This is a genomic window from Burkholderia dolosa (genome assembly GCF_902499135.1).
In the GTDB taxonomy this organism is placed as follows: Bacteria; Pseudomonadota; Gammaproteobacteria; order Burkholderiales; family Burkholderiaceae; genus Burkholderia; species Burkholderia dolosa.
The window spans coordinates 69,440-84,472 of the sequence record NZ_CABVPR010000024.1; the positions used below are offsets into that span (position 1 = coordinate 69,440).

Here is a 15,033-nt window from a genome sequence, read left to right on the forward strand (position 1 = left end):
GCGAACGCACGGGCGACAGTTGCACGAACGAAAAAAAAGCCCGCATCGCTGCGGGCTTTTTCGATTGCGGGCTTCCGCGGACGGTCGAACGCGGCCGCTCAGACCACGCCCGCGCCATGCGCCTGCAGATCGGCGTGATAGCTCGAGCGCACCATCGCGCCGACGGCCGCGTGCGTGAAGCCCATCTTGTACGCCTCTTCCTCGTACATCTTGAACGTGTCCGGATGCACGTATGCGCGCACCGGCAGATGATGCTCGGACGGCTGCAGGTACTGGCCGATCGTCAGCATGTCGACGTCGTGCGCGCGCAAGTCGCGCATCACCTGCAGGATTTCCTCTTCGGTCTCGCCGAGGCCGACCATCAGCCCCGACTTCGTCGCGACGTCCGGATGCAGCGCCTTGAAGTCCTTCAGCAGCTTCAGCGAATGCGCGTAGTCGGAGCCGGGGCGCGCTTCCTTGTACAGACGCGGCACCGTCTCGAGGTTGTGGTTCATCACGTCCGGCGGCGCGGCGTTCAGGATCGACAGCGCGCGGTCGAGGCGGCCGCGGAAGTCCGGCGTCAGGATCTCGATGCGCGTTTCCGGCGACTGCGCGCGCACTTCACGGATGCACTCGACGAAATGGCCGGCGCCGCCGTCGCGCAGATCGTCGCGGTCGACGCTCGTGATCACTACGTACTTGAGCTTGAGCGCGGCGATCGTGCGTGCGAGGTTCTTCGGCTCGTCCGCGTCGAGCGGATCGGGACGGCCGTGGCCGACGTCGCAGAACGGGCAGCGGCGCGTGCACTTGTCGCCCATGATCATGAACGTCGCGGTGCCCTTGCCGAAGCATTCGCCGATGTTCGGGCAGCTCGCTTCCTCGCACACGGTATGCAGGTTGTGCTCGCGCAGGATCGTCTTGATCTCGTTGAAGCGCGAGCTGCCGGTGGCCGCCTTCACGCGGATCCATTCCGGCTTCTTCAGCTTCTCGATCGGAATGACCTTGATCGGAATGCGTGCCGTCTTCGCCTGCGCCTTCTGCTTGGCGGTGGGATCGTAGGCAGCGGTCGCGGCCGGTTCGGCCGGTGCGGGAGAAGCGGTAACGTCAGTCATTCGAATGTTCCAGTGCGTGCGGCTTGTCGGCGGCCGCGGGTTCGCCGTCGAGGTTGGCGATCAGACGGCCCACCAGCGTGCGGGCGACGTCGTTCCAGTCGGCGGCAACCTCGAGGCTCGCCATGTCGACGGTTTCCAGTCCGGCATAGCCGCACGGATTGATCGCGAGAAACGGGCGCAGATCCATCTTCACGTTCAGGCTCAGCCCGTGATAGCTGCAGCCGTTGCGGATCTTCAGGCCGAGGGCCGCGATTTTCGCGCCTTCGTGCACGCCGGATGCCACGTAGATGCCCGGCGCGCCCGCCTTGCGGACGGAAGCGAGATTATACGCCGCGAGGGTTTCGATCACGGCCTCCTCGATCTTCGTGACGAGCGTGCGCACCATCAGCTTGCGCCGGCGCAAGTCCAGCAGCAGGTAGACGACGATCTGGCCGGGGCCGTGGTAGGTGATCTGTCCGCCGCGGTCGACCTTCACGAGCGGCACGCCGCTGTCGGCCACCAGCAGATGAGCGGGATCGCCGGCCTGGCCGAGCGTGTAGACGGGCGGATGTTCGACCACCCAGATCTCGTCGGCGGTGTCGGCCGTGCGCGCATCGGTGAACGCGCGCATCGCGTCGAAGCTCGCTTCGTACGCCTCGACGCCCCGCCAGCGCACGGTCACCGGGTGAACCGGCGCGCCGGCGGACGATTCGGGTACGGCAACGGGCGTGGACACAATGGAAACCGGCGAGACGGACATGGGCGGTAGTTTACCGAAAACCCATGCGTCTCGCCGGCCGTGGAAAGGGACTGATCGCCGGCATCCGTCCGACGAAACGAGCGTCAGACGGTGCGCCAGCCGTCGTGCAGCAGCGCGCTCACGCGTTCGCGCAGCCGCGCGAGACCGCCGAGCGCGATGTCCTTCGTCGGCCGCGACACCGAGAACGCGACGCGCGCGCCCTGCGCGCCTTCGGCGCTGAGCCACAGCCGCTCGCCGCGGCGCAGCCGGAGCGTCTCGCCGTCGACGAGGAAGTAGTCGTCGACGTCATTGCTGCGCGTCGCCCACAGCGGGCCGCATTGCACGGTGAGCCGCGTGCTGCGTTGCACCTTCATCGGCACGGTTTCTCCCGCGGGGATTTCGAACGTGATGCTTGAAGAAATTTCTTGCATGATCGACTCCGCCAAATAATGCTTCGATGGCTACAATCGTAGTCACTGAAGGGTGCCCGACCAAACGACGAATTTTCACGTCGATGTGAGGAAAATTAGCAAATGGACCTCCGCCAGCTCCCCGCGCTGAACGCGATTCGCGCGTTCGAAGCCGCCGCCCGGCACGAGAACTTCTCGCGCGCCGCCGACGAACTGTTCGTCACGCACGGCGCGGTCAGCCATCAGGTGCGCGCGCTCGAAGAGGAGCTGGGCGTGCAGCTGTTCGCGCGCAACGGCAAGCGGCTGTGCCTGACCGGCGCCGGCATGCGCTACGCGCAGCAGGTGCGCACCGCGCTGATGATGCTTGCCGACGCGACGCGCGAAGTGCGCGCGAGCGATCGCGACCGGCGGCTGGTGGTGTCGATGCTGTCGTCGTTCGCCGCGCGCTTCATCACGCCGCGCATCGGTACGTTCATCGAGCGGCATCCGGAAATCGACGTCGAGCTGCAGTCGACGAACGCGCTGACCGATTTCGCGCGCGACGACGTCGATCTCGCGATCCGCTTCGGCTTCGGCACTTATCCGGGGCTGTACGTCGAGCCGCTGCTCGACGAAGTGTTCTTTCCGGCGTGCTCGCCGACGCTCAACGGCGGCAAGCTGCCGCAGACGCCGGCCGATCTCGCCCATTACAACCTGCTGCGCTCGGACGACGAGCTGTGGCGGCCGTGGTTCGACGCGGCCGGGCTCGATACGCTGACCGAGCCGAAGCGCGGGATTCTCTATCAGGATTCGTCGAACCTGCTGCAGGCCGCGATCGACGGCCAGGGCATCGCGATCGTGCGACGCTCGCTCGCGGTGCACGACCTGCTCGACGGCCGCCTCGTGCGCCTGTTCGACATCGACGGACCGAGCCCGTGGCACTACTTTTTCGTGTGTCCGCCGCCGCTGCTCAGCACGCCGCGCGTGCAGGCGTTCAGGACGTGGATTCTTCAGGAAGTCGCGCAGTTCAAGCGGCTGTGCGACGAGCTCGATGCGCGGCGCGCGGCCGGCAAGTGCCCGGCCGAGTGCGCGCAGGAAGGCGGATGGAAGGGAATCGCCGCCCGTTCCGGCCGCTAGCGGCGAAACGGGCGGGCAGCGCGGGAAAAGCGCGCGTTACAGCACGACCTTGACCATCGGATGGCTGGTCAGTGCGCGGTAGATGTTGTCGAGCTGTTCCTGGCTCGTCGCGCGCACGGTGATCGTCAGCCCCGTGTAGTTGCCGCCGCTCGATGCGCGCTCCTCGATCTTCTCGACGTCGATTTCGTTGTCGTGCACGCTCACGACCTTGAAGATCGTGTCCTTGAACTCCGGATGCGCCTTGCCCATGATCTTGATCGGGAAATCGCACGGAAACTCCAGCAGCGACTCCTTCCGGGTCTCGATCGCTCCGGTCACCTCGATGGTTTTGGTGGGTTCGCTCATCATTTCCTCCGGGTCAGGTCGAACTGTTCAAACGCGCGCGCCTTCGCACGCTGGTACGCGTCGTACAACGCCGCGAATACGGGGCCCGGCTTGCCGCCCTGCACGGGCAGATCGTCGAGCGACGTGACAGGCAGCACTTCCTTCGTGGCCGACGAGATCATGATTTCGTCCGCCGCGCGCAGCTCGGCTTCGCTGATCTCGCGCGCAACGAAGCGGATTCCGCATTCTTCGGCCAGCTGCTCGAGCAGCGCATAACGGATCCCTTCGAGGATCTTGTTGCTGCGCGGCGGCGCGAGCAGCTCGCCGTTCTTCACGATCCACACGTTCGACGACGAACCTTCGGTCAGGTAGCCGTCGCGCAGCTGCAGCGTTTCGAACGCGTCGCGTTCGGCCGCATGCTGCGCCATCAGCACGTTGCCGAGCAGCGAGATCGACTTGATGTCGCAGTGCAGCCAGCGGCGATCCTCGGCCGTCACGCAGCGCACGCCCTTCGCGCGCTCCGCTTCGGACGGCAGCCGCAGCGGGCTCGTCATCGCGAACACGGTCGGCACCGCGTTCGCCGGGAACGCGTGGCCGCGCTTCGCGACGCCGCGCGTGACCTGCAGGTACACGAGCGCGTGCTCGCCGCCGAGCGCTTGCGCATTCGCGGCGACGACGCGCTCGATCAGCTCGCGCCAGCCCGCCGGATCGTGCGGATTGCCGATGCCGATCTTCTTCAGGCTGCGCTCGAGCCGTTCGAGATGCTGATCGATCCGGAACGGCACGTGCGCGCCGTCGTGCGCATAGACGGGAACGACTTCATACACGCCGTCGCCGAAGATGAACCCGCGATCGAGCACCGGGACACGGGCTTGCGACAGCGGCACCAGTTCCTCGTGCGAGGACACGCTCAGATAGACGATCGGTTCGAATTCGGTTTCGCTCATGGCTGTACCAGATGGGGATGAAGTCGTCGAAACAAAGGCCCGCTACGCTTACTTCTTCTTGCTGAACATCAGCAGGATCGAGTCCCAGATACGTCCGAAGATACCGGCTTCCGGCACCGCCTGCAGCGCGACGACCGGGAATTCGGACAGCGTCTTGCCGTCGGCGACGACCTTCACGGTGCCGACCTGCTGCCCCTGCGCGAGCGGCGCGATCAGCGGCGCGTTCACGTCGACTTCCGGCTTCACCTTGTCGCCGAGGCCGCGCGGCACGGTCACCCATTGATCGCTCTTCACGCCGACCTGCACCGTGTTGTCCTTGCCCTTGTAGATGCGCGGCGTCGCGATCGCCTGGCCGGCCTTGAACAGGCGCACCGCGTCGAACGCGCTGTAGCCGTAGTTCAGCATCTTCATGCTGTCCTGCGTGCGGTCGCTTTCCTTCGGCTCGCCCATCATCACCGCGACCAGACGACGCTGCGCATCGGCCGTACCCGGAATCGCGCGCTTCGCCGACGAGATCAGGCAGTAGCCGGCCGCCTGCGTATGGCCGGTCTTCAGGCCGTCGACCGTCGGGTCGAGCCACAGCAGCCGGTTGCGGTTGCCCTGACGGATGTTGTTGTACTTGAATTCCTTCTCGGAAAAGATGCCGTAGTACTGCGGAAAATCGCGGATCAGATGCGCGGACAGCTTCGCGAGATCGCCGGCCGTCGTGTAGTGGTTCGGGTCGGGCATCCCGTTCACGTCCGCGAAGTGCGTGCTCTTCATCCCGAGGCGCTGCGCCTCGTCGTTCATCATCGTGACGAACTGCGCCTCGCTGCCGCCCACCAGTTCGGCGAGCGCGATCGCCGCGTCGTTGCCCGACTGGATGATCATCCCGTACACGAGGTCGTGCACGGACACCGGCTTGTTCGCCTCGATGAACATCCGCGACTCGTCGCGGCCGACGCGGCGCACCGCTTCGCTCGGCGTGACGATCTGCTCCATCGAGATCTTCTTCTTGTCGAGCGCCTCGAACACCAGATAGGCCGTCATCAGCTTCGTCAGCGACGCCGGCTCCACGCGCTCGTCCGCATTGCCCGACGCGAGCACCGTGTTGCTGGTCGCATCGACGAGCACCCACGAGCGCGCGTTCACGCCCGGCGGCGGCACCGCGCCCGGCATGAAGGTCGCCGGTGCGCCGGTGGACTGCTCGGCGGCGGCCGGCGCAGCATGCGCAGCCTTGGCCTTGGCGGCCGGCTTCGCCTCGGCGACGACGATCGTCGACGCGAGCGCGACGGGCAGCATCACGCCGAGCGCGACGTTGCGCGCGGCGGTGCCGAAGGCGATGGAGGAAGCGAGAGACTTGAGGCCTTGGGAAGACAGACGCATGATCGATTCAGGCTGATGGCAGAAAGTGCGGCGCGAAACGCGCACGGTTGAATGGCAAGGCGGCACGCGTTCCGGGCATTCGCCCGATATTCGGGCGACGCGAAACGCGCCGGTTGGACTCGTGCGGACGCGTTCGGTTCGCGGCCGTCGCGAGCGCGCGCACGGGTGGGCGAAGCGAGCGCCGCATGGGCCCCGCCGGGCCGCGGGCGACGCGAAATGCGGCCATTATACGTGGCCGTGAAGCGCGTTTTTGCGAAGTGGGCGCCGGCAACACGCATGCATGCATCGAAAACGCGACGCGCATGCGCGGCGGCGATGCGCGGCAGAAGCCGCACGAAAGGCGCATGCAGGCCGCGTGCAAGTCGGGCACGCGGCGCGGCAGCCGCGGCGGCTGCACGGGTCGTGCGGCATCGGAGGCTCGGCTCCGCTCGATGCGATGTGTCGTGTCGCGACGAGAACGTGCCGCGACGTGACCTGACCGCTGCTCTGCACCGGCATCCGAGCGCGGCTTCCCTGCGATGTCGACGTCGCTGCCGGCCTTCCTGAAGAACGTCGCGATGCATCGCGGTCCGCGCGCGCCGGCCCCGCTTCAGCGGCTCAGCGCCATGCGTCGACGATGATGCGCTTCAGCACGTGCAGCTTGCGATGGAAGAAATGCTCGGCGCCGGGAATCACGACGACCGGCAGCTCCTGCGGCCGCGCCCAGTCGTACACCGCCGAGATCGGCACCGTGTCGTCCGTTTCGCCGTGGATCACGAGCGTGTTCTCGGGCACGTCGGCGACTTGCCAGCGGCTTGCCGCCGTCCCGACGAACACCATCCGCTCGATCGTGTCGCCCGCATCGCGCAGCCGCTTCGCGACGTGCGACAGCACGAACGTGCCGAACGAAAAGCCCGCGAGCACGAGCGGCAGGTCCGCGTACGCGGGCTGCGCGCGCATGTGCGCGAGCACCGCGAGCAGATCGTCGGCTTCGCCGATGCCGTTGTCGTGCACGCCTTCGGTCGCCCCGACGCCGCGGAAGTTCGACCGGTACACGACGTAGTCGAGCTGCACGAGCGTGCGCGCGAGCGTCTGCGCGACCTTGTTGTCCATCGTGCCGCCGAACAGCGGATGCGGATGCGCAACGAGCGCGATCCCGCGCGGCGCGGCGCGGCCGTCGCGCACCGCATCCGGCAGGTCGACCGCGATCTCGACCTGCCCGACCGGGCCCGCGATCAGCGATTTCTGCGTATGAGCGTTCATTCGGCGGCCCGCTCAGATCTTCAGGCGCTCGACGACGTTGCCGTCGCGCAGGTGCGATTCGACGATCTCGTCGATGTCGGCGCGATCGACGTACGTGTACCACGTGCCTTCCGGATACACGACCATCACCGGCCCTTCCTCGCAGCGGTCGAGACAGCCGGCCTTGTTGATGCGGACCTTGCCGGGCCCCGCGAGGCCGAGTTCCTTCACGCGCTTTTTCGCGTATTCCTGCATGGCCTGCGCGTCGCATTGCGCGCAGCTCGGGCGCTCGGCGCCCGGATCGCGCTGGTTCAGGCAGAAGAAGACGTGGTGCTGGTAGTAGGAATCCATGATGGTGACGAGCGGCCCGGCGCGGTGCCGGGCGGAGTGACGGGCGATTGCCGTTGCGCGGCGCAACGGATGGTGCGGACGATTATAGCGACCGGCGCGCGGCGCTGCCGGCGCGGGCTGCGCCGTTCGCCGCCGGGCCGCTCCGTCAGCGGCGCACCGCGGCCGGCAGCCACGCGCGCTCGACGCGCTGGCCGAGCCAGATCAGCGCCGCGTACGGCCAGATCCACGCGAGCCAGCGCGCGATGCTGTTGAAGTGCACGTAGCGGCCCTGCCGCCAGCCCGACAGCGTGAAGTCGAAGAACGGATTGACGGGCAGCAGGTTCACGAGCACGACGCCGATCAGCAGCGCGACGGCGGCGAGCGCCGCGCGCGCGGCGGCCGGCACGCGCAGCGCGACGAGCGCGGCCGCGAAGCCGATCTCGATGCCGAGCCGCGCGCCGGGCGTCGCCCATACGACGACGAGGCCCGTGGCCGACTGCATGAACGTCGCGGCCGCCTTCAGCGCGAGCGTGCCGAGCACGAACGCGATCAGCAGCCGCACGCGCGGCGCGTGGGCGCGCATCGCGAGCGACGCGATCGCCAGCGCCGGGAACAGCATCAGCGCGCCGAGCACGGCCTCCCACGCGGAATCGGACAGCCACGCGTCGATGCGCTCCGGCCATGCGCCGACGTGCCACCCGGTCGGCAGCCACGCGAGCAGCGCGTCCTGCATCGATGCGTCCGCGCGCTCCCACAGCGCGGCCGGCCAATCGCCGATGCCGAACAGGAACGGCGACGGAAACAGGATCGCGAACGGCCATAGCGCGGCGAGCAGCAGCGGCGTCGCGCCGTCGGCCTCGAACCACGCGAACCGCAGCCGCCGCAGCATGCCGCGGTCGAGCAGCGCGCCGGTGGCCGGCGCCGTGAACGCGGCGCCGAGCAGCGCGCCGAGCGCGTTCGCGGCGAGATCGAGGTTCGATGCGATGCGTGTCGGCAGATAGGTCTGCAGCGCCTCCATCGCGCCCGACAGCAGCACGCCGAGCACGAACGCGATCAGCGTCGCGGCCGCGCCGCGCCAGCGCGGATGCAGCGCGAGCACCGCGAGCGCGCCGAACGGCATGTAGCCGAGCACGTTCGTGACCACGTCGAACGCGGTCACGTAGCGCTGCATCGGCGCGAACAGATAATCGAACGGCCCGATGCCGAGCGATACCCAGCCGCCGAACGGATACAGCGACGCGTAGACGATCAGCGCCGCATAGGCGACACAGGCCTGCCGCGCGAGCGACGACGCGCGATGCGTGCCGGGCCCGTTCATCGTCGATGCGCGTCGCGCGTCACGGATTGCCCGCGTACGCCTGCACGCCGATCCACGCGGCGATCTGCGACACGAGCTCGTCGCTCGCCGCCGCGAGCGCACGCGCGCCGCCGGCCGCGTCCGGCGTGCTCGCCGGCGCGCGCGCGACGAACGTGCGCTGCCCGAGCACCTTGCCGTCCTGCATCAGCGTCGCGCGCGCGGTGACCGCGCCGTGGCTCTGCGACTCGCCGTCGAACACCTGTTCGAACTCGCTCAGGTCGACCTTCAGCGTCGGCGCGCGCACGCCGTCCGAGCCTTCGAGCACCGCGCCGCGCGCCGACAGCGCGCTGCGCAGCCGCTGCGTGAGCAGCTGCGCGGGCGGCGCGGTCCAGCGGCTGTCGCGATAGACGGCCATCCGCTGCGCATCCGCATACGCGAGCCGGTAGACGAATTTGTCCGTATCGAGCGCTTCGGGCGCAGCGACGTCGAGCACCTTCAGCGCCGGACCCGTGCCGGCCGACACGACGGGCGCGGCCGGCCCGAGGTCGTAGCGGATGTTCGACAGCGCCGCACGGTCGGCTGCGCAGCCGGCGGCGAGCACGAGCGTCAGCACGGCGAGCGCGGTCGCAGCCGGGCGCAGCGCGCGATCAAGGATTCGTGGCATGGCGTATTCCTGTTCCTGCATGAAGTTTCCGGTTTCGAGGAGCGCGATCGGGCGGCCGGTTCGCGGCCCGACGAGCGGCGCGGCGGCGCGCGTCACTTGCCGGCCGCCTTGCCGGGCCACGTGAAGCCCGGTTCGCCGGGGCCGGGCGCCGGGCCGGGCGAACCGAACAGCAGACTGCTCGGATTGCGGCCGAGTTCACCGGCGACGTCCTTCAGCTGCCGCGACGCGTCGCCGACGTTGCCCGCAAGCGCATTGAAGCGCGGCAGCGTGTCGTACTGCACGCGCGCGTTCAGGTCGTTCAGCGCGACGCCGACCTGCTCCGCGGCCGTGCCGGCCTTGTTCAGGTTCGAGACGAGCGGCCCGTTCGGCTGCAGCAACGTGTTCGCCGACGCCATCGCGCGATTGACCTCGTGCATCGTCTGCGGCAGCTCGGCGACCGCCGGGCCAAGCTGCTTCGACAGCGTCGTCACGCCGTCGGCCGCGTGCTGCAGGCTTTCGGTCGTCGCGCGCAACTGCTCGCGCATCTCCGGCGACAGTAGCTGGTTCACGCCCTTCGCGGCCTGCTCGAGCTGCCGCAGCAGCACGCCGCCGCGTTGCTGGATCTGATCGAACAGGCTCGGCCGCATCGGAATCTGCGCGATCTTCTTCGGCGACGACGGCAGCGGCGACAGGTCGCGGCCCGTGTCCTCGAGCTGCACGAACGCGATGCCCGTCACGCCCTGGAAGCCGAGGCTGCCGTACGTCGACTGCGTGATCGGCGCGTCCTGGTCGACCAGGATGCGGATCCGGATCTGGCCCGGATGCGAACGGTCGAAGCCGATCGACTGCACCTTGCCGACGTCGAGGCCGCGAAAGCGCACGGCCGCATCGGGGAACAGACCCGTCACGTTGGTGCGCGCGATCAGGTCGTACGGCACGCGCACCGTGCGGTCGACGTTGAACCAGAACACGGCGCCCGCGATCGCGAGCGTCAGCGCGATCGTGAACAGGCCGGCCCAGAACGCATGTGATTTGTTTTCCATTCGACGGTTCCTTGTTGCTTGCGCTATCGCTACAGCTCGACGCTCGACAGCGCCGGTTCGAGGGCCGCCTTCGGCAGCTTCGCGCGCCGCTCGGGCGGCAGCGCCTGCAATGCGCGGCGCCCGCGCAGCCCCAGGAAATATTCGTGGATGAACGGATGGTCGACGTTCGCGGCCTCCTCGACCGGCGCGGCGACGAGCACCTTGCGGTCGGCCAGCACCGCGACGCGCGTCGACAGCGCGACCATCGTGTCCAGGTCGTGCGTGACCATCACGACCGTCAGCCCGAGCGTGCGGTGCAGCGTCGCGATCAGTTCGACGAATTCGTCGGACGCCTGCGGATCGAGGCCGGCCGTCGGCTCGTCGAGGAACAGCAGCTCGGGCTCGAGCGCGATCGCGCGCGCGATGCCGACCCGCTTGACCATCCCGCCCGACAGCGCCGCCGGCATCTTCGACGCGTGCTTGCACGGCAGTCCGACCATCTCGAGCTTCAGCATCACGATGTCGTGCAGCAGGTCGGGCGGCACGCGGCCGAGCTCGCGCAGCGGCTGCGCGACGTTGTCGAACACCGACATCGACGAGAACAGCGCGCCGTGCTGAAACAGCATCCCGGAGCGCGTGCGCATCATCCGCGCGCTCGCTGCGTCGATCGTCGACGTGTCCTGCCCGAACACCTTGATCGTGCCCGACGTCGGCCGCTCGAGACCGAGAATCTGCCGCACGAGCGTCGTCTTGCCCGAGCCCGAGCCGCCGACGAGCGACACGATCTCGCCGCGCCGCACGTCGAAGTCGAGCTTCTGATGGACGATGTTGCGCCCGTAGCGCTTCGTCAGGTTGCGCACCTCGATCACGAGGTCGTCGTGCCGGCGCGCTGCGGCCGCCGCGGCATCGGCCGGCGATTCTGTCGACGCGTTCATCCGAGCCCCACGTTCTGGAACAGGATCGCGAACACCGCGTCGGCCAGGATCACGACCGTGATCGACGTGACGACCGACGTCGTCGTGCCTTCGCCGAGGCTCTGCGAGTTCGCCTTGATCCGGAAGCCGAAATGGCATGCGACCAGCGCGATCAGCATGCCGAACACGACGCCCTTGCCGAGCCCGATGTACAGGTTCGCGATCGGCACGACGCCCGGCAGCGAGCGCACGAAATAGTTGACGTCGATCCCGAGCACCATCTTCGCGGCGAGCGCGCCGCCGGTGAGCGCGACGATGTTGGTCCACATCACGAGCAGCGGCATCGCGACGCCGAGCGCGAGCACGCGCGGCAGGATCAGCCGCAGCCCGTGCGGGATGCCCATCACGCGCATCGCGTCGAGTTCCTCGGTCACGCGCATCACGCCGATCTGCGCGGTGATCGCCGAGCCCGAGCGGCCCGCGACGAGGATCGCGGACAGCACGGGGCCGAGCTCGCGGATCACCGACAGCCCGAGAATGTTCACGATATAGCGGTTCGCGCCGAACATCTGCAGCTGCTGCGCGGACAGGTAGCTGAGCACGATGCCGATCAGGAACGCGACGAGCGCGGTGATCGGCAGCGCCTGCGCGCCGGCGCTGTAGACGTTCGCGGACGTTTCCTTCCACGGCATCGTCTGCGGGCGGCGCAGCACCGACAGTGCGTCGAGGATCACGCGGCCGAACATCGCGATGCCGCCGTACAGGTGCTCGCCGAACGCGAAGATCGACTGGCCGAGGCGCGTGACCGGATCGATGCGCACGACGCGCTCGGGCGCCTCGCGCTGGCTGTCCAGCCGTTCGATGCGTTCGAAGATCGTGCGCTGCGTGGCGCTCAGCGCGACGCCGGGCGGCAGCTTGCGGCCCCACACGCGCCACAGCGCCTGGCCGCCGACGTGATCGAGCCGCTCGATGCCCGACAGGTCCCACTCGCTCACGCGGCCGGCCGCGATGCCGGCGACGCGGCGCGCCGCCGCGCCGCGATTGCGCGCGAGCGCGAGCGCCGTCCACTGGCCGGACAGGCGCACGATCTGGCCCTGGCTGCCGGTGTCGACCGACAGGCCCGGTGGAGTCTCGAAGTCCAAGGCGGGTGGTTTGCAAAAGGATGAAGCGGCCATTGTAGCGAACCGCCCGTCGCCGCGATGCGAGGATTTCCCGCGCGGCAGCGCAGCGGCGCCGGCCGCCGAAACGCCGGGGCGGTACGCGGCCGCGCGCGCGGACCGCCGGCCGGGCCGCGTCGGCGCCTTTCATTCTTCCGTCACGTTTCCTTTCGATACTCTCACGCGCCGCCCGTCAGGCCGTCGGCGCGCCGCCGATGCGCTGCCTACGCCGCCATCGGCCATGACAAAACCCCGAACAGGACATCCGATGCGTCTACCCCTGCCTTCCCGCCGTCGCGCGCCGGCCGCCGCCGCGCTCGCGAGCCTCGCGTTCTTGCTCGCCGGCTGCAACGGCGACGACGTGAGCGCGCCGCCGTCTTCGCAGAACGCGGCGCAGGCGCCCGCCGGCACGACCGCCACGCTCGCGCTGCTCGAAACGACCGACCTGCACACCAACGTGCTGTCGTACGACTACTTCAAGCTCGCGGCCGACCAGTCGCTCGGCTTCGAGCGCGTGTCGACGCTGATCGCGCAGGCGCGCGCGCAGTATCCGAACACGCTGCTGCTCGACAACGGCGACACGATCCAGGGCACCGCGCTGTCGGACTACCAGGCGCTCGTGAAGCCGATCGGCTGCGATCAGACGCTCGCGATCTACAAGGTGATGAACGCCGCGAAATTCGACGGCGGCGGCATCGGCAACCACGAGTTCAACTACGGGCTGCCGTACCTGTCGCAGGTGACCGGCAACACGTTCGACGTCGACGGGCTGCCGGCGCCCGCGCAGCAGAAGAAGTGCGCGGGCCCGAACTTTCCGCAGGTGCTCGCGAACGTGATCAGCGCGAAGACCAACGCACCGCTGTTCGCGCCGTACACGATCCTGACCCGCACCGTGACGGCGACCGCGCCCGACGGCACGACGGTCAGCGCGCCGGTGAAGATCGGGATCATCGGCTTCACGCCGCCCGCGATCATGAACTGGGACAAGCGCTGGCTCGACGGCAAGGTCTATACGACCGGTCTGAAGGAAACGGCCGAGAAGTACATCCCGGAAATGCGCGCGAAGGGCGCCGATCTCGTCGTCGCGATCTCGCACGGCGGTCTCGACAATTCCGCGTATTCGCCGACGATGGAGAACGGCAGCTGGTGGCTGTCGACCGTGCCGGGCATCGACGCGATGCTGATCGGCCACTCGCACCAGGTATTCCCGGACGCGGCGAGCACCGTGCCGCAGTTCAACCTGCCGGGCGTCGACAAGGTCAAGGGCACCGTGAACGGCGTGCCGACCGTGATGGCCAACTACTGGGGCAAGCACCTCGGTGTGATCAAGCTCGGCCTGAAGTTCGACGGCACGCGCTGGAACGTCGACAAGTCGCAGACGACCGTCGAGGCGCGGCCGATCCAGAACGCCGACAAGACCTACGTCGCCGCCGATCCGTCGGTATCCGCGGCGATCGCCGCCGAACACCAGGCGACGATCGACTACGTGAAGACGCCGATCGGCTCGACCGACTACCGGATGAACTCGTACTTCGCGGACGTCGGCGACCCGGGCGCGATCCAGATCGTCAACGACGCGCAGGCCGACTACGTCGCGCGCTACGTGCAGGCGAACCTGCCGCAATACGCGTCGCTGCCGGTGCTGTCGGTCAGCGCGCCGTTCAAGAGCGGATTCGGCGGCGGCAGCGACTACACCGACGTCGCGCCGGGCGCGCTCGCGATCAACAACGCGGCCGACCTGTACCTGTATCCGAACACCGTGTACGCGGTGAAGGTGAGCGGCACCGACGTGAAGAACTGGCTCGAGACGGCCGCGAAGCGCTTCAACACGATCGATCCGACCAAGGCGACCGTGCAGCCGCTCGTCAGCAGCTTCCCCGGCTACAACTTCGACATGTTCACGTCGGCCGATCTGACGTACGAGATCGACGTCACGCAGCCGGTCGGCAGCCGGATCAGGAATCTCACGTACAAGGGCGCGCCGATCGACCCGAACGCGCAGTTCATCGTCGCGACGAACAACTACCGCGCGAGCGGCGGCGGCAACTTCCCGGGCCTCGACGGCAGCAAGACGATCTTCGCGTCGCCGGACGCGAACCGCGACGTGCTGATCGCGTACATCAAGCAGCGCGGCACGATCACGCGCGCGGCCGACGGTTCGCACCGCAGCTGGCGCTTCACGAAGCTCGCGAGCTCGGTCGCGCACGTGCGGTTCTCGTCGGCGCCGAACCGGCTCGCGGACGCGGCCGCGGCCGGCCTGACCGGCATCACACAGGTCGCGGCCGACGACGGTTCGGGCAAGAATCTCGCGATCTACGAGATCGACCTCACGCAATGACGGCCAGACAAGCGACACAACCGGTCCGGACGATGCGGCCGGCCGAGTCCGGCGTCGCGGCCGCCGCGCGGCGCGTGCTCCGTGCCCGGCTCCCGCCGGCCGCGCTGCTCGCAGCGGCGGCCGCGATCGTCGCCGCGTTC

General features: G+C 68.5%; 15 protein-coding genes. 2 read left to right on the plus strand and 13 right to left on the minus strand.

Going from position 1 to position 15,033, the window contains the following annotated elements; all coding sequences use genetic code 11:
* Positions 1-98: 98 nt before the first annotated feature.
* The 3 genes from lipA to BUB20358_RS13305 form a co-directional block, all read right to left on the minus strand.
* On the minus strand, positions 99-1,091 hold the full coding sequence (lipA, locus tag BUB20358_RS13295) for a lipoyl synthase (RefSeq protein WP_006763293.1): 993 nt from the start codon (positions 1,089-1,091) through the stop codon (positions 99-101).
* Positions 1,084-1,830 (minus strand): lipoyl(octanoyl) transferase LipB, encoded by a 747-nt coding sequence (lipB, locus tag BUB20358_RS13300; protein WP_006763292.1) that lies wholly within the window; start codon positions 1,828-1,830, stop codon positions 1,084-1,086. The genes lipA and lipB overlap by 8 nt, the downstream gene beginning before the upstream one ends.
* Before the next feature lie 83 nt (positions 1,831-1,913).
* On the minus strand, positions 1,914-2,240 hold the full coding sequence (locus BUB20358_RS13305) for a DUF2917 domain-containing protein (protein WP_006763291.1): 327 nt from the start codon (positions 2,238-2,240) through the stop codon (positions 1,914-1,916).
* 102 nt (positions 2,241-2,342) lie between these two features.
* On the opposite strand from BUB20358_RS13305, the gene BUB20358_RS13310 reads away from it, so the two are divergent.
* Positions 2,343-3,335, plus strand: a complete 993-nt coding sequence (locus BUB20358_RS13310) for a transcriptional regulator GcvA (RefSeq protein WP_006763290.1) — start codon at positions 2,343-2,345, stop codon at positions 3,333-3,335.
* Positions 3,336-3,371: 36 nt separating this feature from the next.
* On the opposite strand, the gene BUB20358_RS13315 is transcribed toward BUB20358_RS13310, so the two are convergent.
* From BUB20358_RS13315 to BUB20358_RS13360, 10 genes are all read right to left on the minus strand, one after another.
* Positions 3,372-3,680 carry an HP0495 family protein gene (locus tag BUB20358_RS13315; RefSeq protein WP_035973260.1) on the minus strand — a complete coding sequence of 103 codons (309 nt, stop codon included), beginning with the start codon at positions 3,678-3,680 and terminating at the stop codon, positions 3,372-3,374.
* Positions 3,680-4,606, minus strand: a complete 927-nt coding sequence (locus BUB20358_RS13320) for a D-amino acid aminotransferase (protein ID WP_006763288.1) — start codon at positions 4,604-4,606, stop codon at positions 3,680-3,682. The genes BUB20358_RS13315 and BUB20358_RS13320 overlap by 1 nt, the downstream gene beginning before the upstream one ends.
* A 48-nt stretch (positions 4,607-4,654) precedes the next feature.
* Entirely contained in the window at positions 4,655-5,971 is a 1,317-nt protein-coding gene (locus BUB20358_RS13325) for a D-alanyl-D-alanine carboxypeptidase family protein (RefSeq protein ID WP_035971652.1), read from the minus strand.
* Between the two features lie 597 nt (positions 5,972-6,568).
* On the minus strand, positions 6,569-7,213 hold the full coding sequence (locus BUB20358_RS13330) for an alpha/beta hydrolase (protein WP_035971649.1): 645 nt from the start codon (positions 7,211-7,213) through the stop codon (positions 6,569-6,571).
* Between the two features lie 12 nt (positions 7,214-7,225).
* Positions 7,226-7,543, minus strand: a complete 318-nt coding sequence (locus tag BUB20358_RS13335; protein WP_006763285.1) for a (2Fe-2S) ferredoxin domain-containing protein — start codon at positions 7,541-7,543, stop codon at positions 7,226-7,228.
* A gap of 145 nt (positions 7,544-7,688) precedes the next feature.
* Entirely contained in the window at positions 7,689-8,840 is a 1,152-nt protein-coding gene (locus tag BUB20358_RS13340; RefSeq protein WP_035971648.1) for a VanZ family protein, read from the minus strand.
* Positions 8,841-8,859: 19 nt separating this feature from the next.
* Complete coding sequence (locus BUB20358_RS13345) at positions 8,860-9,483, minus strand: ABC-type transport auxiliary lipoprotein family protein (protein WP_035973259.1); 624 nt, start codon at positions 9,481-9,483, stop codon at positions 8,860-8,862.
* Between the two features lie 92 nt (positions 9,484-9,575).
* A complete protein-coding gene (locus BUB20358_RS13350) occupies positions 9,576-10,505 on the minus strand; it encodes an MlaD family protein (RefSeq protein ID WP_006763282.1) in 930 nt (309 codons plus the stop codon).
* Between the two features lie 29 nt (positions 10,506-10,534).
* Positions 10,535-11,419 (minus strand): ABC transporter ATP-binding protein, encoded by an 885-nt coding sequence (locus tag BUB20358_RS13355; RefSeq protein ID WP_035971647.1) that lies wholly within the window; start codon positions 11,417-11,419, stop codon positions 10,535-10,537.
* Positions 11,416-12,540 (minus strand): MlaE family ABC transporter permease, encoded by a 1,125-nt coding sequence (locus BUB20358_RS13360; protein WP_035971646.1) that lies wholly within the window; start codon positions 12,538-12,540, stop codon positions 11,416-11,418. Before BUB20358_RS13360 ends, BUB20358_RS13355 begins: the two co-directional genes overlap by 4 nt.
* Positions 12,541-12,823: 283 nt before the next feature.
* Here BUB20358_RS13360 and BUB20358_RS13365 point away from each other — a divergent pair, with 283 nt between their 5' ends.
* Positions 12,824-14,893: a bifunctional 2',3'-cyclic-nucleotide 2'-phosphodiesterase/3'-nucleotidase gene (locus tag BUB20358_RS13365; protein WP_035971645.1), complete on the plus strand. Its 2,070-nt coding sequence runs from the start codon at positions 12,824-12,826 to the stop codon at positions 14,891-14,893.
* Positions 14,894-15,033: the final 140 nt, after the last annotated feature.